At 63.0% G+C, this 18,968-nt stretch carries 19 protein-coding genes; all 19 read right to left on the reverse strand.

Annotated elements, in window-relative coordinates; genetic code table 11:
• Positions 1 to 13: 13 nt before the first annotated feature.
• Positions 14 to 1,294: an aminotransferase class I/II-fold pyridoxal phosphate-dependent enzyme gene (locus tag B5E66_RS03430; RefSeq protein WP_087228672.1), complete on the reverse strand. Its 1,281-nt coding sequence runs from the start codon at positions 1,292 to 1,294 to the stop codon at positions 14 to 16.
• A 268-nt stretch (positions 1,295 to 1,562) separates the two neighbouring features.
• Positions 1,563 to 2,891, reverse strand: coding sequence for an ATP-dependent Clp protease ATP-binding subunit ClpX (clpX, locus tag B5E66_RS03435; RefSeq protein ID WP_087228674.1), 1,329 nt, complete (start codon positions 2,889 to 2,891; stop codon positions 1,563 to 1,565).
• 50 nt (positions 2,892 to 2,941) lie between these two features.
• Entirely contained in the window at positions 2,942 to 3,541 is a 600-nt protein-coding gene (locus B5E66_RS03440; RefSeq protein WP_087228676.1) for an ATP-dependent Clp protease proteolytic subunit, read from the reverse strand.
• A 162-nt stretch (positions 3,542 to 3,703) separates the two neighbouring features.
• Positions 3,704 to 5,020 carry a trigger factor gene (tig, locus tag B5E66_RS03445; protein WP_087228678.1) on the reverse strand — a complete coding sequence of 439 codons (1,317 nt, stop codon included), beginning with the start codon at positions 5,018 to 5,020 and terminating at the stop codon, positions 3,704 to 3,706.
• Between the two features lie 201 nt (positions 5,021 to 5,221).
• Positions 5,222 to 5,905: a metallophosphoesterase gene (locus B5E66_RS03450; protein WP_087228680.1), complete on the reverse strand. Its 684-nt coding sequence runs from the start codon at positions 5,903 to 5,905 to the stop codon at positions 5,222 to 5,224.
• Between the two features lie 46 nt (positions 5,906 to 5,951).
• Complete coding sequence (gene thrC / locus B5E66_RS03455; protein WP_206393029.1) at positions 5,952 to 7,412, reverse strand: threonine synthase; 1,461 nt, start codon at positions 7,410 to 7,412, stop codon at positions 5,952 to 5,954.
• Between the two features lie 52 nt (positions 7,413 to 7,464).
• Positions 7,465 to 7,833, reverse strand: a complete 369-nt coding sequence (locus tag B5E66_RS03460; RefSeq protein WP_087228683.1) for a YraN family protein — start codon at positions 7,831 to 7,833, stop codon at positions 7,465 to 7,467.
• Positions 7,833 to 8,477, reverse strand: a complete 645-nt coding sequence (locus B5E66_RS03465) for a ribonuclease HII (protein ID WP_087228685.1) — start codon at positions 8,475 to 8,477, stop codon at positions 7,833 to 7,835. Before B5E66_RS03465 ends, B5E66_RS03460 begins: the two co-directional genes overlap by 1 nt.
• Positions 8,474 to 9,391: a ribosome biogenesis GTPase YlqF gene (gene ylqF / locus B5E66_RS03470; RefSeq protein ID WP_087228687.1), complete on the reverse strand. Its 918-nt coding sequence runs from the start codon at positions 9,389 to 9,391 to the stop codon at positions 8,474 to 8,476. Before ylqF ends, B5E66_RS03465 begins: the two co-directional genes overlap by 4 nt.
• Positions 9,388 to 9,939, reverse strand: a complete 552-nt coding sequence (gene lepB / locus B5E66_RS03475) for a signal peptidase I (protein WP_087228689.1) — start codon at positions 9,937 to 9,939, stop codon at positions 9,388 to 9,390. The genes ylqF and lepB overlap by 4 nt, the downstream gene beginning before the upstream one ends.
• A 151-nt stretch (positions 9,940 to 10,090) precedes the next feature.
• Positions 10,091 to 10,432, reverse strand: coding sequence for a 50S ribosomal protein L19 (gene rplS / locus B5E66_RS03480; protein WP_087228691.1), 342 nt, complete (start codon positions 10,430 to 10,432; stop codon positions 10,091 to 10,093).
• A 191-nt stretch (positions 10,433 to 10,623) separates the two neighbouring features.
• Entirely contained in the window at positions 10,624 to 11,259 is a 636-nt protein-coding gene (locus tag B5E66_RS03485; protein ID WP_242958075.1) for a TIGR03936 family radical SAM-associated protein, read from the reverse strand.
• On the reverse strand, positions 11,243 to 13,135 hold the full coding sequence (locus B5E66_RS03490; protein ID WP_087228827.1) for a TIGR03960 family B12-binding radical SAM protein: 1,893 nt from the start codon (positions 13,133 to 13,135) through the stop codon (positions 11,243 to 11,245). Before B5E66_RS03490 ends, B5E66_RS03485 begins: the two co-directional genes overlap by 17 nt.
• Before the next feature lie 84 nt (positions 13,136 to 13,219).
• On the reverse strand, positions 13,220 to 13,720 hold the full coding sequence (locus tag B5E66_RS03495) for a M50 family metallopeptidase (RefSeq protein WP_087228695.1): 501 nt from the start codon (positions 13,718 to 13,720) through the stop codon (positions 13,220 to 13,222).
• Entirely contained in the window at positions 13,717 to 14,295 is a 579-nt protein-coding gene (locus tag B5E66_RS03500; protein WP_242958070.1) for a M23 family metallopeptidase, read from the reverse strand. The genes B5E66_RS03495 and B5E66_RS03500 overlap by 4 nt, the downstream gene beginning before the upstream one ends.
• Before the next feature lie 103 nt (positions 14,296 to 14,398).
• The gene (ppk1, locus tag B5E66_RS03505) at positions 14,399 to 16,744 is read right to left on the reverse strand and encodes a polyphosphate kinase 1 (protein WP_087228699.1); all 2,346 of its coding nucleotides are present in this window, start codon (positions 16,742 to 16,744) and stop codon (positions 14,399 to 14,401) included.
• An 11-nt stretch (positions 16,745 to 16,755) separates the two neighbouring features.
• A complete protein-coding gene (locus B5E66_RS03510; protein WP_087228701.1) occupies positions 16,756 to 17,139 on the reverse strand; it encodes a ComEA family DNA-binding protein in 384 nt (127 codons plus the stop codon).
• Positions 17,140 to 17,211: 72 nt separating this feature from the next.
• Positions 17,212 to 18,039, reverse strand: coding sequence for a haloacid dehalogenase (locus tag B5E66_RS03515; RefSeq protein ID WP_087228703.1), 828 nt, complete (start codon positions 18,037 to 18,039; stop codon positions 17,212 to 17,214).
• Positions 18,036 to 18,968: an RluA family pseudouridine synthase gene (locus tag B5E66_RS03520; RefSeq protein WP_087228705.1), complete on the reverse strand. Its 933-nt coding sequence runs from the start codon at positions 18,966 to 18,968 to the stop codon at positions 18,036 to 18,038. The genes B5E66_RS03515 and B5E66_RS03520 overlap by 4 nt, the downstream gene beginning before the upstream one ends.

Below are 18,968 nucleotides of genomic sequence, written 5' to 3' on the forward strand. Positions count from 1 at the left end.
CAGTGTCGGGGCATCAGCCCTGGTTCTGGAGCAGGTGCTCCACCGTGGCCAGCCGGGTGCAGACGGTCAGCAGCTCCGAGGCCTGCTCCACCTCGCTCAGGCTGGGATAGGTGGGGGCGATGCGCAGGTGGGAATCCTCGGGATCCTTGCCATAGGGGAAGGCCGCGCCGGCGCCGGTCAGCACCAGGCCCGCCTCCTTGCACAGCTGGGCCACCCGCTTGGCGCAGCCGGGCATCACATACAGGCTGATGAAGTAGCCGCCCTTGGGGTCGGTCCAGTGGGCGATGTCCCCGCAGGGGGTCAGCTTCTGGGCAAAGGTGGTCTTGACCGCGTCGAAGCAGGGCACCAGACGGCGGCGGTGCTTGAGCATATGGGCCAGCACGCCCGCCTTGTTCTTCAAAAAGCGCACATGGCGCAGCTGGTTCATCTTGTCGTAGCTGATGATCATCACTTCAAAGCGCTTGCAGACGTATTTCATCATCCGGTCGCTGCAGGCCAGAGCCGAGACACCCGCTCCGGGGAAGGTGATCTTGCTGGTGGAAGTGAACATGAACACGCGGTCCTCGTTGCCGTAGGGCTTGCTCTCCTCCAGCAGCACTGGGGTCTCGATGATCTCGTCGGTCAGGTGGTGGACGATGTAGGCCTCATCCCAGAAGATCTTGAAGTCGGGGGCGGCGGTCTTCATCGAGGCAAAACGGCGCACCGTCTCGTCGCTGTAAGTGTAGCCGTCGGGGTTGGAATACTGCGGCACGCACCAGATGCCCTTGATGGTGGGGTCCTCGGCGGCCAGCTTCTCCACCATGTCCATATCCGGGCCTTCCGGGGTCATGGGGACGTTGATCATATCGATCCCAAACTCCTCGGTGATGCGGAAGTGGCGGTCATAGCCGGGCACCGGGCAGAGGAACTTGGGGCGGTCCACCTGGGACCAGGGGCAGGGCGACTCCGGGAAACCGAAGGTATAGCCGATGCTGACCAGGAAATACATCAGCTGCAGGCTGGAGTTGCCGCCCACAAAGACGTTTTCGGGCTTGACGCCCATCACCTCGCCAAACAGCTCCCGGGCTTCGTACAGGCCCTCCAGGTTGCCGTAGTTGCGGGCGTCGGTGCCGTCCGCAGCGGTGTAGTCGGTGGTCTTGAACAGGTCCATCGCCAGGTCCATCTGGTGGGGGCCGGGCTTGCCGCGGGCCATATTCAGATTCAGGCCCATGCCCTTGAAATTCTGATAGGCGGCGCGCAGCTTGCGCTCCTCCTCCTTCAGCTCTTCGGTGCTCATCTCCAGATAATTTGCCATTTCGCTTACTCCTTTACTATACTTTCGGTTGCCGTATCTTCACCGCATCCGTGCGCGCCGGATGCGCCCCAGGCCGCTCCCCTGCCAGAGAAAGCGGGGGGCCGGACACCATCAGCCGGCCGGGCCGGCATGATCCCAGACTTTATTATTATAGTACACTTTGCTTTGAGAAACAAGAATTTTACACGAAAAAAGCCCGGCGGGGACTTATGCCCCCTCCGGGCCCGGCGTACCGGATGCCGGCACGCCTCCGATCTGGCGGCGGGCCTCAGCTCACCGAGATCTGATTTTTATACCGCTTGCGGACTGCGCCGTATTCCATGTGGGCTTCCCCGCCCTCCACCGTATCCTGATCGATGGTCACGCGGACGATGGTGGGGTCGCTGGGCACAGCGTACATCACAGGCATCAGCAGGTTCTCCATCACGCTGCGCAGGCCGCGGGCCCCGCTCTTGCGCTCGATGGTCTTGCGTGCGATGGCGCGCAGGGCCTCGTCGGTGAACTCCAGCTCCACATTGTCCATGCCAAGCAGCGCCTTGTACTGCTTGACCAGGCTGTTCTTGGGCTCTTTCAACACCCGCACCAGGGTCTCCTCGTCCAGGTCATCCAGGACGGTGATGACGGGCAGGCGTCCGATCAGCTCTGGGATCAGGCCAAACTTGACCAGATCGTGGGGCTCCACCTTCCGCAGCAGGGCCTTCTGAGCGTCGGAAGAGTTGTCCTTCAGGGTGCTGCCGAAGCCCAGGGCCGAATTGTCGGTGCGGCGCTGGATGTACTTATCCAGCCCATCGAAGGCGCCGCCGCAGATGAACAGGATGTTGGTGGTGTCGATCTGGATGAACTCCTGCTGGGGATGCTTGCGGCCGCCCTGGGGAGGCACGTTGCTGACCGTGCCCTCCAGGATCTTGAGCAGAGCCTGCTGTACGCCCTCGCCGCCCACGTCCCGGGTGATGGAGGGATTCTCGCTTTTGCGGGTGATCTTGTCGATCTCGTCGATATAGATGATGCCGATCTGGGCGCGCTGGACGTCAAAGTCCGCCGCCTGGATCAGCTTGAGCAGGATGTTCTCCACATCCTCGCCCACATAGCCCGCCTCGGTCAAGGTGGTGGCGTCCGCGATGGCGAAGGGCACGCCCAGCATCCGGGCCAGGGTCTGGGCCAGCAGGGTCTTGCCCACGCCGGAGGGACCCAGCAGCAGCACGTTGGATTTTTGCAGCTCCACGTCGTTGCCCTTGCCGCTCATGATCCGCTTGTAGTGGTTGTAGACCGACACCGACAGCACGCGTTTGGCGTCGTCCTGGCCAATGACATACTGGTCCAGCCCCTCCTTGATCTCCTCGGGGGTCATGATGTTGACCGGCGCCACCGCAGCCGGCTGGATGCGGCCCCGGGCGCTGGAAGCGCCGCGGCCCGGCCGATTGCCACTGGAGCGGTCGGGCTTGTCAGACAGCAGGTCATAGCACAGGCCGATGCACTCGCTGCAGATGTTGACGCCGGGGCCAATGATCATCCGCTCGACTTCGTCCTGGTGCTTGCCGCAGAAGCTGCAAACAAGGTCTTTTTCGTTTTTGTCTCTGCCGGAATTGTTATTTGCCATAGCTGTATTTTCCTTTATTCTGCGTTTCTGCGCTCAAGGCCGCCCGATCCTCAGCGGGAGGCGATCACCTCGTCCACCAGGCCGTATTCCTTGGCCTGCAGGGCGGTCATATAGTTGTCCCGCTCGGTGTCCTGGCGCACCCGCTCGATGGGCTGGCCGGTGTATTCGCTGAGCAGGCCGTTGATCTTGTCGCGCAGATAGACGATGTGGTCGGCGTGGATCTTGATATCGGTGGCCTGGCCCGACAGACCGCCGCCCTGCCCGCCGGCGATCAGGGGCTGGTGGATCAGGATCTCGGAGTTGGGCAGCGCGATGCGCTTGCCCTTGGTGCCGCTGGCCAGCAGGAACGCGCCCATCGAGGCGGCCATCCCCATGCAGATGGTGGAGACGTCGCACTTGATATAGCGCATGGTGTCATGGATGGCCATGCCCGCGCTGATGGAACCGCCGGGGCTGTTGATATACAGGCTGATGTCCTTGTCCGGGTCCTGCCCCTCCAGGTACAGCAGCTGGGCAACCACCAGGCTTGCCGAGGTGTCGTTGACATCCTCGCTGAGCACGATGATGCGGTCATTCAGCAGACGGGAGAAGATATCATACGAGCGCTCTCCGTGGGCCGTCTGCTCTACAACATAAGGAACAAAACTCATTACAGTTCGCCTCCTGAAAATCAAATTCGATTTCGTTCTTTTTGCAAAATTGACCGATACGGCCCTCAAACCGCCGCATCGGTCAATTTCAACAACTTGTGCACAGGCCAAAAGCGGCGCAGCTGCGCGCTTCATCCCGGCTTATGACCCCGGCCGGTCCGATCACTCGGCGTCGGCAGCCTCTTCGGCCTCAGCGGCCTTCTCCACGATATTGGCGTGGCTCTTGATGAAGTCGATGGCCTTGTTGACAGCCAGGTCCTTCTTCAGCTCGTCCATGTTGACCAGCTCGCGGACCTTGCTCTCCTCCATCTTGTACTGGTCTGCGATCCGCTTGATCTCAGCGTCCACATCCTCCTCGGATGCAGCGATGTTCTCAGCGGCGGCCACAGCCTCCAGGGCCAGACGGATCTTGACCTGCTTCTCAGCCTGGGGCATGAAGGAAGCACGGAACTGCTCCATGGTCTGGCCCATATACTTCAGGTAGTTCTCCAGGCTCAGGCCCTGCTGCTCCACACGGAACGCAAAGTCGTTGACCAGCTCGTCCATGCGGGTGTCATACATGGCCTGGGGGATCTCAGCCTCCATGCCGCCGATGACCTGATCCACCAGAGCGTTCTCCACAGCCAGGTCATCCTGCTTGTCCAGCTGCTCCTGGTCGGCCTTGCGGATGGATGCCTTGAACTCCTCCAGGGTATCGTACTCGGAGCAGTCCTTGGCCAGCTCGTCGTCCAGAGGGGGCAGCTCCTTGTACTTGACCTCGTGCAGCTTGATCTTGAACACAGCGGGCTTGCCGGCCAGCTCATCGGCCTGGTACTGCTCGGGGAATGTGACGTTGACGTCGAACTCCTCGCCGGCGCTGTGGCCCACGATCTGATCCTCGAAGCCGGGGATGAAGCTGCCGCTGCCCAGGGTCAGGTGATAGTGCTCGGCCTTGCCGCCCTCAAAAGCCACGCCGTCGGTGAAGCCCTCGAAGTCGATGTCCACGATATCGCCGTTCTGAGCGGCGCCCTCCCGGGTCAGCTCGCGGGCGTTACGCTCCTGTACACGCTTGAGTTCGGCCTCCACAGCCGACTCCTGTACAGTATGGACCGTCTTTTCCACGGTCAGACCGGCATATGCGCCCAGCTTGACCTCGGGCTTGACGGCGACCTTGACGGTCAGGACAGCGCCCTGGTCGTCGCTGGCCGAATCCACCGACACCTCGGGACGGCCCACAGGCTCGATGCCGGCCTCTTTGACCGCAGCCTCAAACTCGTTGGGGAAGAGGTTGTTGATGGCGTCGTAGGTGAACACATCGGGGCCGTACATCCGCTCGATCAGGTGGCGGGGCGCCTTGCCCTTGCGGAAGCCGGGGACGGCATACTTCTTGCCCTCGGTCTTGAAGACCTTCAGGACCTCATTCTTGTAGGTGTCTGCATCGATGGAAAACTGCAGCTCTGCCATGCTCTTTTCGAGCTTTTCACACTTGATAAGATTCATTTGATTTTCCTCCGCTCAAATATTGGTGCTGGGGCAGAGGAATCCTCTCCCCGCATCTGCGCCGCGCGCCCATCTACTTCTCAAAGGGCGCACGCGCCTTTGGGTACGACAATCGCGTCAGCGTTTATTATAACACGTTCAGTGCATAAATGCCAGCTGTTTTTTCACATTTTGGGATTTTTCCCCTGCGCCCTGCCCGTTTCATGTGATTTTATACGGACAGAAGTGCAGTCCGTCGGCGCTGACGAGCTTATAGCGGATGCCGTCCACCTCGCCCTGCACCGCAAAACGGATGGCTTTGCCGTGCAGGTGGGCGTAAAAGCACCGCCGCACCCCGTATTCCTTCAGCACCGCCACGATCTCGGGGGCATCTGCGTTGGTGTACACCGGCGGGTAATGCAGGAAGGCCAGCTTTTCCAGGCCCGGTTCGGCGGCGTCCAGGCTCAGCCGCAGGCGGCCGATCTCCCGGTTCATCACCTTTTCGTCGTGGGGTTCCCCCACATCGAACAGCCAGCCCCGGGTGCCGCACAAGGCACAGCCATCCACCGTATAGGAGTTGTTGTGCAGCAGATGCAGCGTATCAAAGCCCTCGGCCTTGAAAAAAGCGTTCATCTTGTTGGCGGTGGACCACCAATAATCGTGGTTGCCTTTCATGATGAGCTTCTGGCCGGGCAGGCTGTTCAGAAAGGCGAAGTCCCGGCGGGTATCGGTCAGGCGCATGGCCCAGCTGATGTCCCCTGCCAGTACCACCGTATCCTCCGGCTTGACCAGCTTGCGCCAGTTGGCCTCCAGCTTTTCCACATAGCCGCCCCATCCGGGGAATACGTCCATGGGTTTGGCGGCGCCCAGGGATAGATGGGTGTCGCCCAGCACAAAAAGTGCCATCGGTCTCTCCTGTTCCAGGGTGTGCGGCAAGGCACACCGGTTTTATTTAAATTTGACAGCCCAGAGCGACCGCCGCGATCTGTTCCGGGTCGATGACGGCGTCGAAGCGCTCGGCCTTGCCCCGCAGGCCGGCCAGGCTGGCCGGGGCGGTGCGGCCGGTGGCCTGCTCCAGCAGGCCCATGGCCTCAAAGTCGTTCTCGGGGGCACGCTGGCCCAGGGCGGCCAGGACGCTGCGGGGGAACTTGAAGGGGGATGCGGTGGACAGCACCACCATGGGCACCCCTGCCCGCTTGTTCTGCCGCGCCACATGGAAGGCCACCGCCGTGTGGGTGTCGCAGAGATAACCGTCCTGCTGCCAGCGGGCGCGGATCTCCCCGGCCACCTGATCCTCCTCGGCATAGCCGCAGGAGAAGGTCTCCTGGATGGCGGCCAGCGTCTCGGGGCGGACGGTGTAGCTGCCCGTCTGGCTCAGCCGGGCCATCAGGGCGGCCACCTCGGTGTCGCTGCCCGTCACATGGTACAGCAGCCGCTCCAGGTTGGAGGAGACAAGGATATCCATGCTGGGGGAACTGGTCTTGAAGAAAGCGCGCCGGGCGGTGTAGACGCCTGTGTTCAAAAAGTCGGTCAGGACGTTGTTTTTGTTGGACGCACAGACCAGCCGGCCCACGGGCAGCCCCATCCGTTTGGCATAGTAGCCCGCCAGAATGTCGCCGAAGTTGCCGGTGGGCACGCAGAAGTCCACCGGATCGCCCATGGCCACCTTCCCTGCCTTGAGCAGCTGGGCATAGGCCGCAAAATAATAGACGATCTGGGGCACCAGCCGTCCCCAGTTGATGGAATTGGCGCTGGACAGGCGGATGTTCCGGCCGGCCAGCTGCTCTGCGATCTGCTTATCTGCAAACACCCGCTTGACCCCGGTCTGGGCATCGTCAAAGTTGCCCCGCACCGCATACACCGCCACATTGTCCCCCTGCTGGGTGGCCATCTGCAGCCGCTGGATCTCACTGGTACCGCCGGTGGGATAGAACACCGCGATCTCCACCCCGGGAACGTCGTGGTAGCCGTCCAGAGCGGCCTTGCCGGTGTCCCCGCTGGTGGCCACCAGGATCAGGGTCTTTTCGGTGCGGCCCAGATTGCGCTTGGCCTCCACCAGCAGCTTGGGCATCAACTGCAAGGCATAATCTTTGAATGCGCAGGTAGGCCCGTGCCACAGCTCCAGGGCCCAGGTATCTCCTTCCACCGGGGCCAGGAAACCCGCTTTGCCCGCAAAGGCGGCGCCATAGGTTTCAGCCGCCGCCCGGGCCAGGAAAGCCGGATCGTAATCGGTGAGGTATTCCCGCAGGACAGCCGCCGCCATGGCCGGATACTCCAGCTGGCAGACCGCCTGCACATCCACCTGGGGGAAGGACTGGGGCACGAACAGGCCGCCCTCATCCGACAGGCCCTGGACGATGGCCTGCGAGGCGGACACCTGCCGGGCCGCGTCTCTTGTGCTGAAAAACTGCATTGTCAATCGCTCCTTTTCGCTCCTGGGGCGTATCCGGTGGATAGCGCCTGGGTCATCTGGCTTCAAATGCGCGTTTTATAATATGTACCATCCAGCGCCCCCCTGGCAGAGGGGTCACCTCAGCCACATCGAACCGGACCAGGCATTCGCTCTGGCCGGTCTGCTGCAGATAGAAGGCAGCCGTCCGGATGATCCGCCGCTGCTTGGCTTTGGTCACCGACTGGGCGGGCCGGCAGACCGCCTGGGGGTCGGTGCGGGTCTTGACCTCGCAGACGATGATGGTGCCCTCCGGGTCTTTGAGCACCAGATCCAGTTCCCCCTGCCGGATGGCATAGTTGTGGGCCAGCAGGGTACAGCCCTGTTGGATGTAATAGCGGGCTGCGGCCCGCTCGCCCCGGCGGCCCGTTTCGGCCCGGTCCATCACTTGTCCTCCGGCCAATAGCCCTGCTTTTTCAAAAAGCTGCGGCGGTAAAAAGGCTGGATGCCGTACCGGGCGATCAGCTCATAGTGGAGTTTGGTGGGATAGCCCTTGTGTTTGGCCAGCTGGTACTGGGGATATTGGCGGTCCAGCTCGGCCATATAGCGGTCCCGGCTGACCTTGGCCAGGATGGACGCCGCGCCGATGCTGGCGCTGGTGGCATCCCCTTTGACCACAGGCTGCGCGGGCATGGCCAACCCTTCGGGGCAGCGGTTGCCGTCCACCAGCACCAGGTTGGGCACGATGTCCAGCTGCTCCACAGCCTGCCGCATCCCGCCCAGGGTAGCCTTGAGGATGTTGTCCCGGTCGATGACCTCCGGTCCCACAAAAACGATGCTGTAAGCCAGAGCCTTCCGGCAGATCTCCTCAAAAAGAGCCTCCCGTTTTTTCTCGGTCAGCTTTTTGGAGTCGTTGATCCCCCACACCGGGTCCTGCGGGTCCAGGATGCAGGCGGCCACGCAGACCGGCCCGCACAGAGGGCCCCGGCCCGCCTCGTCCACACCTGCAAAGCAGCCCTTTTCGGCCCGCACTGCGCTGTCGTACTCGTACAGCGGACGGGAGATCTCCTCGTCTGTGCGGCGCTTCATCCCTGGTCCTCCCCTTCTGCGGGGTCTTCCCGGCGGGGCGGGCGCTCCAGCGTGATCCGGCCCCACTTGCAGGCCCGGAACTCATCCACCAGCATGACGGCGCACCGCTCGGTATCCACCTCGCCGCCTCGCACCAGCAGGCCGCGCCGGCGGCCGATGGCGGTCAGCAGGTCGTAGGGGGGCAGGGCCAGAGCCTCCTGGTCCAGCTTGTAGCGGCTGGCCACCAGGTCGGGATAGTAACGGCGCACCTCATCCAGCAGGTTCATGGCCAGCTCCTCCACATCCAGGATGTCATCCTTGATGGAGCCGATGAAAGCGAGGTTGGAGGCAATGGCCTTGGAATCGAATTTCTTCCACAGCACGCCGGGCATATCCAGCAGGTCGAACTTCTCGGTCGAGACCCACTGCTTGCCCTTGGTCACGCCGGGGCGGTCGGCTGCCTTGGCCCGGGCCGACCCTGCAAAGGTATTGATAAAGGTGGATTTGCCCACGTTGGGGATGCCGCACAGCATGATCTGGGTCTTGGCGCCTCCCATGCCGCGGGCCTGACGGCGGGCCAGAAGGCCGGACAGTTCCTTTTCGATGGCCGAGCGGACCGCCGCGGTCCCGCCCTTGCTCTTGGCGTTGATGGCCACGCATCCAGCATCGGCGGCGCGGAAATAGCGGATCCACTCCTCGGTGACGGCCGGGTCGGCCAGGTCGGCCTTGTTCAGGGCATAGAGCCGGGGCTTGCGGGCGGTGATCCGCTCGATCTCCGGGTTAAGGCTGGACAGGGGGATGCGGGCGTCCAGCAAGATCAGGCTGGCGTCCACATGCTGGATCTCCTGTTCCATCACCCGCAGGGTCCGGGCCATATGCCCCGGAAACCACTGGATGTTGTATTGATTGGAAAATTGCAGTTCTTCGTTTTTCACTTGACCACTCCTGCGTCCTCCAGGGGCAAAAAGCAGAACAGCACTTTGCCCAGGATATCCTCTTCCGCAATGCAGCCGATGCTGGAAGACCGGCTGTCCAGTGAAGCATTGCGGTTGTCCCCCATCAAAAACAGCTGCCCTTCGGGCACGGTATAGGGAAATTCCACATCGTAGCCCAAATAGGTGGGTTCCGCGATGTAATCCTCCTGCAGCAGCTGGCCGTTGACGGTGACGGTGCCGGCGGTGTAGTCGATCGAGATGGTGTCTCCGCCTTTGGCGATGATCCGCTTGACCAGCGGCCTGCCATAGGAGGTGTAATCGTCCACGATCACTACATCTCCCTGCTGGGGGGTATAGCCCGCCCCCCAGACCACCAGCTTATCCCCATCCCAGAGGGTGGGGTTCATCGAGCCGCCGTCCACCTGGATGATGCGGAAAAAGAAGGAGAACAGCAGCACCATCACCACCAGCGCCGAGACCAAAGCCTCGTACCACTCGATCACGGCCTGCCCGGGAGCTTCTTCCGCGCCGGGTTTTGTCTTTGCCATCCATGCCACCCCGCATTCTGTTCCGTTTCCTGTTGTATTGTACCACACACGCCGCCTCCAGAAAAGGCGTATGTGTGAAAGGATAAAGAAAAAAGGGACAACAAGTGCCCCTTTTCCCTTGCGGACAGCCTGAACCACAGGCTGCGGATGATCAGATATCGCTCTTGACCTTGGCAGCTTTGCCGGTGCGGCCGCGCAGGTAGTACAGCTTTGCACGGCGGACCTTGCCCTTGCGCACAACAGTGACCTTCTCCACGAAGGGGCTGTTGATGGGGAAGACACGCTCGATGCCCACGCCGTAGGCGATGCGGCGGACGGTAAAGGTCTCAGCGACGCCGCCATGCTTCTTGGCAATGACAGTGCCCTCAAAGGCCTGGATACGCTCACGCTCGCCTTCCTTGATGCGGACGTCCACCCGGACGGTGTCGCCAACGTTGAACTGGGGGCGCTCAGCCTTGATGCTGCCCTCGGAAATAATCTTCAGTGCGTCCATTTGTTGATCCTCCATTTGTTTTAGACGTTCATACACGGCAAACTTCCAGCCGTCAGAGGACCGCCCGTTTAATGATTGTTTGTCATTAACCCCGCTGTGGTCTCAGCGGACACTAACGCCATACTATGATAGCACAAACCCCCGCTGAAAGCAAGCGTTTTGCCCAAAAAACAGGGGGAAATTTTTCCGTCTCAGCAGAAGGGGGTCTTGTCCTCCTTCAGCAGCGCGGTGCGCAGGATGGAAGCCGAGGCCGCAGGCAGGCCGAACCGCTCTTCCAGGAAACCGGCCAGCAGGGACGGGTTGAGGTTCAGCTCCTGGGCGGCGGGCAGGCACACTTCAAAACAGACCCTATCCCCTTCCACACGGCAGTCCAGCGCCGGGATATAGGCTTTCAGGTCGATCTCCTTTGCGCCGCGCTTGCTCTTTTTCTGCACGGCGGCAGCCGGCAGGCTGTTGTAGCTTTCCAGCTGGGGCAGCGCCCGGGCCGGATAGCGGATGGCATAGCAGGCATAGGCGATGGCGCTGGCCTTGTCTTTGGCGGGCTCCACCCGGAACACCCGGATGCCGGACGGCATGATGGCGTTCAGCCTGTCCTGCCACTGGGCAAAATCCGGGTCCGTTGCCTCGGTCTTGACGTCCACGCTCTCACACAGGCTCTCCTGCCCCAGGGACAGCGGACAGGTAAAGGTCATATAGATGTGGGGGTTGAAACCCAACGTATGCCATACCGGCAGCCCGCTGCGCTTGAGCACCCGCTGCATCACCCGCTGCAGGTCCAGCAGGGAGATATAAGAAGCTTCGTTCCGTTTTTCAAACCAGATCCGCACTGTAATCAAAGCAAGGCCCTCCCAACAGACGGTTTGCGCCGCATCCGCTGCAGGCGCGGTTGCAGGGCGGGGTGGTCTGGGCAGCCAGTGCCTTCTTGTACTCCCGCACCAGGTATTCATGGGTGATGCCGTAATCCATATGGGACCACGGGGTCACTTCGTCCAGGTCGATGGCCCGGTTGCAGTAGAAATGGGGATCGATGCCCAGATCCGCAAAAGTCTGCATCCAGGTGTCGTACCGGAAGCACTCCTCCCAGCCGTCAAAGCAGCAGCCGCGGCGGTAGGCTTCCACCAGGGCGGGGGCCAGCCGGCGGTCCCCCTTGGCGAACACCCCTTCCAGGAAGCTGGTCTTGCTGTCGTGGTAGTTGACCTTGATCTTGCGGCTGCGGACGCTCTCCAGCAGGTGCTTCTGCTTGGCCGCCAGCGTCTCGGCGGTATCCATGGGCACAAACTGGAAGGGCGTGTGGGGCTTGGGCACAAAGCAGGCGCAGCTGACTGTCACCTGCACCCCCTTGCCCTTGGCGTGGTTCTGGGTGTGGTAGTACAGGTCCACCACCTTCTGGGCCGTCTCGGCGATCCCCTCGATGTCGGCCATGGTCTCGGTGGGCAGGCCCATCATGAAGTACAGCTTGACCGAGGTGTAGCCCGCCTCAAAGGCGATGCGGCAGGTCTTTTCGATCTCATCCCAGGTGACGTTCTTGTTGATGACGTCCCGCAGGCGCTGGGTGCCCGCCTCGGCGGCAAAGGTCAGGCCGCTCTTGCGCACCCGGGTGGTCTTTTCGATCAGGCTCTCGGAGAAGTTGTCCATCCGCAGGGAAGGCAGCGACAGGCTGACGTGTTCCTGCGGGGCCCAGCTGTTCAGGTCGTCCAGCAGTTTTTCCAGCTGGCTGTGGTCCGAAGTGGACAGGCTGGAGAGGCTCAGCTCCTCATAGCCGGTATTGGCGCACAGGTCGCGTGCGGCCTTGTCCAGCAGCCCGGCGTCCCGCTGGCGCATGGGACGGTAGAGGAAGCCTGCCTGGCAGAACCGGCAGCCCCGCACACAGCCCCGCAGCACCTCGATGCTGGCCCGATCCTGGATGGCGCCCACCATGGGCACCACAAAGTTGGTGGGGGGTGCAAAATCGTTCATGTTCTGGATGATGGCCTTGGTCACCACCGCGGGCACCCCCGGCTGGTTGGGGGTGATGGCCCTGACCCGGCCGTCCTCCTCATAGGACACATCGTAGAAAGCCGGGATGTAGACGCCGGGGATCCCGGCCAGCCGCAGCAGCAGTTCCTGTTTGGAGATGCCCTCCTTTTTGCCCTGCTCGATGGCGGCGCAGATGGAGGGAAGCTGCCGCTCCCCTTCCCCCAGCTGGATCACGTCAAAGAAGGCGGCCAGCGGTTCGGCGTTGCAGGTGCAGGGTCCTCCCGCCACGATCAGCGGCCACCGCTCGTCCCGGTCTGCGGCATACAGAGGGATGCCCGCCAGATCCAGCATGGCCAGGATGTTGGTGTAGGACAGCTCGTATTGCAGGGTGAACCCCACCGCGTCAAAGGCGGTGAGGGGGTCCTTGCTCTCCAGAGCGTACAGAGGCAGGCCCAGCCGCTCCATCTCGGCCTTCATGTCCAGCCAGGGCATGAAGGCGCGCTCACACCACCAGTTCTCGTGCTGGTTGAGCAGCTCATAGAGGATCTTCTCCCCCAGAAAGGACATCCCCACCTCATAGGTGTCGGGGAAGCAGAAGGCAAAGCGGACGTCCATCTTTTCTTTTTCTTTGTAGACGCTGCCCGGTTCGCCGCCGGTGTAGCGGCCCGGCTTCTGCACATGGCTCAGGGCCTCCTTCAGCCTGGGGTCAAAGGCGAAGGTCAGCTTTTCAGGCGGGAGCCCGGCCATAACGTCGGACAGCGCGTTTTTCAGCTCCTGATCAATCATCGGTTCCTCCACAATCGGTTTGATAGTCGTTGGTTGTATTGTACCCTATTTGAAGGGAGAATGCAATTTGTCATTTCGGCCCGTGCGGCGTCTTTCCAGGACGGCCGCCAGCATCTGGGCCCCATCCAGGGGCGGGATGGGCAGCAGGTTGAACAGGCCGGTCAGCACGTTGGCCGCCCAAAAGGCCGCGCCCCAGGCCGTGAACTGCCGGCTGGTCTGCGCCCAGGCCAGCAGCGCCAGCAGGGCGTTGGCCGCAGGACCGGCGGCGGCCAGACAGAACCGCTGCCCTGCCCTCATACGACAGCCCCGGGTCTGCATACAAAAACCCGTCACCGTCACTTCAATGACGGGCAGCCGGCGGAACAGCGTCCAAAAGGCCAGGATATGCCCACATTCGTGCAGGCAGGCTGCCAGCAGGCCGATCCGCAGGAACTGGCTGCTGTCGAAATAGAGCAGCAGATACAGCAGGCCGCAGGCCGGCAGCGGGTCCCGAAAGACCAGACGGCCTACCTGCACCCGCCGGGGAAACAGCAGCCCCCGCCTCATCCGTCCAGGCCCAGCAGGGCCGAAGGGTCACAGCGGACAGCCCGGTACAGCAGCTCAAAGTGCAGGTGGGGACCGGTGGCCCGGCCCGTCTGTCCCGCCGTGCCCAGCGTCTGCCCCGCCTCCACCAGCTGGCCGGGGCGGACGTACAGATATTGCATATGAGCATAAAGGGTCTCGACGCCGTCTTTGTGGGCCAGGCGGATGCAGTTGCCATAGCTGGCGCTGCGCCGGGCCGCCAGAACGATACCGTCCATGGCAGCCAGTACCGGCGTCCCCTCGGCACAGGCCAGGTCGGCCCCGGTATGGAAATCCCTCTTTTCATCCAAAGGGTCCTGCCGCCAGCCATATCCCGAGGACAGCCGCCAGCTGCTTGTCCCCAGGGGGAACACGCACTGGCCGGCCGGCTCGGGACAGTACAGGCTGCACCCTTCGGGAGCGGCCTGGCGGGCACAGGCCCGCAAAACCAGGACGGCGCAGCAGAGCAGCCCGCACACCAGGGCTGCCAGCCGCCTGTTCCGGCGGACGGCGGCCCCTGCACGGGCTGCCTTTCTTGTTCTGGAACGGTTTCGTTTCAAGGCCCCTCTTGCCAGCACCTCCCGCATCCCCCTTCTCCCGGGGCGCATCCGATACGCCCTGTTACGGGTATGGTATGCGGGCGGCAGGGCATCTATGACAGGGTCATTGCCAGCTGCGCAGCAGGCGGCGCAGACGGCCTAGAACGCCCCGGACCGGGCGCTCCTCCACCGCCTTCGGCTCCTCTTTGGGTGCGGGCGCGGGAGCGGCAGGTTCCTGTGCCATGGGCGCAGGCTCATGCACCGCCGGAGCCGGCCGGACCGGCGCCGGGGCAGGCTGCGGCTGGGCTGCGGCCTGTGCGGCAGGCTGGACCGCAGGGGCCGCAGGAGCGGGACGGGCCTCCACGGCGGGGCGCGGCTGAGGCGCGGGCGCGCCAACCGGATGGCCGCCGGTCCAGTCGTCCTTGAGCAGCTCGTACATCCCCATCTGGCTGTTGACGATGGGTTCGCCGGGAGCGCGCTTGACCTTCTGGTAGCTGCCGTCGGGGGTCATCTCCCGGGCGTTCACATTGTCGGCCAGCTGCATCTCCAGGATATCGGTCAGCTTTTTCACCAGCACCGGGTCTTTGATGCGGACGCCCACCTCCACGCGGCACTCGGTGTTGCGGGTCAGGAAGTCGCCCGAGGCGATATAGATGCGGGTCTCGCGGCCGTCAAAGAAGCTGTAGATGCGGGCGTGCTCCAGATAGCGGCCCACGATGCTGCGGATGTGCAGGTTCTCGGTCTTGCCGGGCACCCCTGCCCGGACACAGCAGATGCCGCGGACGATCATGTCGATGCGGGCGCCGGCCTTGCTGGCTTCCTCCAGCTTGAGGATGATGTCCCGGTCGCTGATGGCGTTGTTCTTCAGGATCATGGAGGCGGGACGGCCCAGGCGGGCGGCCTCGGTCACCCGCTCGATCTCGTCCAGCAGCACGCTCTTGAAGCGCAGGGGGGCCACCAGCATCTGGTCGGTCTCCTCGGTCAGCTTCTGCACCGCCAGATTCTGGAACACACCGGCCGCCTCGGCGCCGATGTCGGGGTCTGCGGTGATGAAGGACAGGTCGGTGTACAGCTCGCTGGTCTTTTCGTTGTAGTTGCCGGTGCCGATCTGGGTGATGTAGGAATAGCCCTCGGCATTCTTGCGGGTGATGAGGGTCAGCTTGGAGTGGACCTTGTAGTCCTCAAAGCCGTAGACCACCGTACAGCCCGCCTCTTCCAGCTGCTTGGACCAGTCGATGTTGTTCTGCTCGTCAAAGCGGGCCCGCAGCTCCACCAGGGCCACCACTTCCTTGCCGTTTTCGGCGGCGTCCACCAGGGCCTGCACGATTTGGGACTCCCGCGCCAGGCGGTAAAGGGTCATCTTGATCGAGATGACCTCCGGGTCCCGGGCAGCCTTTTTGAGCATCAGGATGAAAGGCCGGATGGACTGGTAGGGATAATACAGCAGCACGTCATGTTTCTGCACCTCGCTGGTCAGGCTGTAGTGCAGGGGCGGCAGCATGGGCCGGGCCGGCGAATAGAACAGCTCGGCGTGGCCGTCGTTCTCGATGCGGCTGTCCAGCTTGTAGAAAAAGCTCAGGTCCAGGGGGCTCTTCTGCTCAAAGACGCGGCGGTGGTTCAGTTCCAGCCGGGCGCAGAGCATCTTGATGATCTCCGGCGCAGGGGCCGGGGTGACCTGCAGGCGGACCGCCGCCAGCTTGCGGCGGCGCTTGAGCAGCTCGGTCATGATCTCGCGGTAGTCGATGTCATGGTCCATCATCCCCTCTTTCACGTCGATATCGGCGTTGCGGGTGACCCGGAACAGGCATTTTTCCACGATGCTCTCTTTGGCAAAGACCATGCTGACAAAGTGGTAGACCATCTCCTCGGTGAGGGCGAAAAGGGTCTCCCCATCCCGCTTGAGGAAGCACAGCCGCTCCATCTGGCTGGAAATGGGGATGATGCCCAGGCTCATCTCCTCCGCCTTTTTATCCTTCAGCAGTACGCCCAGATAGATCTCCTTGTTGCGCAGGAACGGGAAGGGATGGCGGTTGTCCACGATCTGGGGGCTGAGGATGGGGAACAGCTCGTTCTGGAAGTATTTTTTCCAAAAGCGCTCCTCCTCCTTGGTCAGCTTGTCGAAGTTGACCTTGCGGTAGCCGTGCTCCGCCAGGGCCTCCAGGGCCTTGTGGTAATATTTGTCGCAGTCCATCTGCAGCTCCGCCGTCTTGGGCATGATGGCGTTCAGCTGCTCCTCCGGGGTCATGTTGGTCTTGTTTTCAGGCTTTTCCTTCTTGCCCTTCAGGTTGGCCCGCTCCTGCAAAGAGCCCACCCGGACCATGAAAAACTCGTCCAGGTTGGAGCCATAGATGGCCAGAAACTTGAGCTGCTCCGCCAGAGGGACGTTCTTGTCCTTGCCCAGCACCAGCACACGCTGGTTGAAGTCCAGCCAGCTGAGCTCCCGGTTGATAAAAATGCTTTCTTCCTTCATAAACCTTAACCTTATTCCTCTCCTGACCTGTCCGGCGGCCCGCTGACATAGGCGAGCCGCCCCCAGTCCCCAATGGTATTCTGGGTGATCCCATCCACCCGCGTCACATCTTCGACCTGGGCATAGGGGCCGTTGAGCCGCCGGTCCTCCAGGATGGCCCAGGCTGTCTTCCGCCCGATGCCGGGCAGGGTGCACAGCTCCTGCAGGCCGGCCGTGTTCAGATCCACGCGGGCCGCCTCCAACAGGGTGGAGGAAGAAGCAGGGCGGGCCGGACCGTCCGCATCCGGCAGCAGCGGCGCCTGATACCACACGGCTGCCGCCAGGACCAGAACGGCCGCTCCCAGCGAGGCCGCGAAAAACTTCCGCTGTTCCGGGCCGAGATGTTTCCTTACCATTGTACTGTATCCTCGCCAAAAAAGAAAGCCCTCCGCACAGGGTGCGGAGAACTTTTTACAGGAATTTTACTCTTATCTCTCGCTGTCCCGCACCATCTGGTAGAGATATTCCGCCGCAGCGCCTTCAAAGGCCCTGCAGAGGGTGGTCTGCCCTGCCGCCAGCCGCACCTCGGCGGGGGCGTCAAAGGCGGCCGCGCTCTGCCCTGCCAGCCCCAGCAGCTCCACCATCGCGTTGCTGCCGGCCAGCACCGACACCTGCTGGGGGGAGAGCATGGCCGCGGCGCACACCGCGCTGAAAGCCGCCCCCATGCTGACCGCGTGGGGGGTCAGAGCCAGGCAGTCGATGGAAAGCCGTTCCTGGCGCACCGGTGCCCCTGTGTCCTCCAGGGCCTTTTCAAAGGCCTGCAGGGCCGGGATGGTCCGGGCGTCCTGGTACAGCAGCACCCGCAGCACGTCGGCGCTGCGCACGCCCTCGGGCTTGGTCAGCAGGTAGGGGGTCCACTCCCGGCGCAGATGGCGCTCCAGCGCGTGGTTCATCCGCAGCACCCGGGTGGCGCCGTCCTTCATCTGCAAAGCGATGCCCACCCCCGAGATCGCGGGCAGGGTGGTGAGGAACTGATCCCCCAGAGCCTCAAAGCTGCCCATGGGCTGTCCCGTGCCGGCAGCAAAGCTGTAGACCAGCGCGCCGCCGCACAGCATGGCCGGGGCCGCCAGCGGGACGCTGCCCAGCAGCGTGCGCACCGCCTTGGGGGTCTTTTGGGAAAAGACGGTCAGCTGGCCGCCCCGTGCGGCAAACAGCTGCAGCACGTCCCGCAGCACCTGCGGCATATTGCCGTCAGGGCCCAGCATCAGCGCATCCAGATCGCAGAGGACCAGGGTGGAACTCAGCCCTTGTTTCATGTGCGCCCCCTCCTTGCGGCGTCCAGAAAACGGACGAAATAGTCGGGCAGCGGGCTGTCAAAGGACAGCTGCTCCCCTGTGATGGGGTGGATGAACCCCAGCGTCTTGGCGTGCAGGCACTGGCCGTGCAGGCTGGCAATGCAGCTGCGGGGGCCGTAGACCGGATCCCCTGCCACCGGGTGGCCGATGGAGGCCATATGCACCCGGATCTGATGGGTGCGGCCGGTCTTGAGCCGGCACTCCAGCAAAGTGAACGGACCCATCCGCTCCAGCACGCGCCAGCCGGTATAGGCGTACTTGGCATGGGGTTCCCCCACCGGGTAGGCCGCCATCTTTTTGCGGTCGGTCCTGGAGCGGCCGATGGCCCCCTCCACAAAACCCTGGTCCTGGGCAAAGCCCCCATACACCACCGTCTGGTAGGTCCGCTGGACGCTGTGCTCCGCCATCTGGCGGGACAGGCCGATGTGGGTGGCGTCATCCTTGGCCACCACCAGCAGTCCGCTGGTATCCTTGTCGATGCGGTGGACGATGCCGGGACGGATCTCGCCGCCGATGCCCGACAGGCTGCCCCGGCAATGCCACAGCAGGGCGTTGACCAGGGTGCCGTCCGGGTTGCCGGGGGCCGGGTGGACCACCATCCCCTTAGGCTTGTTGACCACCAGCAGGTGCGGGTCCTCATAGACGATGTCCAGCGGGATCTGCTGGGCCACCGCCTCGATGGGGGCGGCGTCGGGGATCTCCACCAGGATGGTGTCCCCCGGCTTGAGCCTGCGGTTTTTGGCCGCGGGCTGGCCGTTGGCCAGCACATGGCCCCCGGCGATCAGATCCTGCAGCGCGCTGCGGGACAGTCCGGTGTCCTCCCCTGCCAAAAAGCGGTCGATCCGCTGGCCGGCGTCCTCTGCCTCCACGGCAAATTCACGCTGTTCCAT

Source organism: Faecalibacterium sp. An121 (assembly GCF_002160915.1).
GTDB classification, from domain to species: domain Bacteria; phylum Bacillota; class Clostridia; order Oscillospirales; family Ruminococcaceae; genus Faecalibacterium; species Faecalibacterium avium.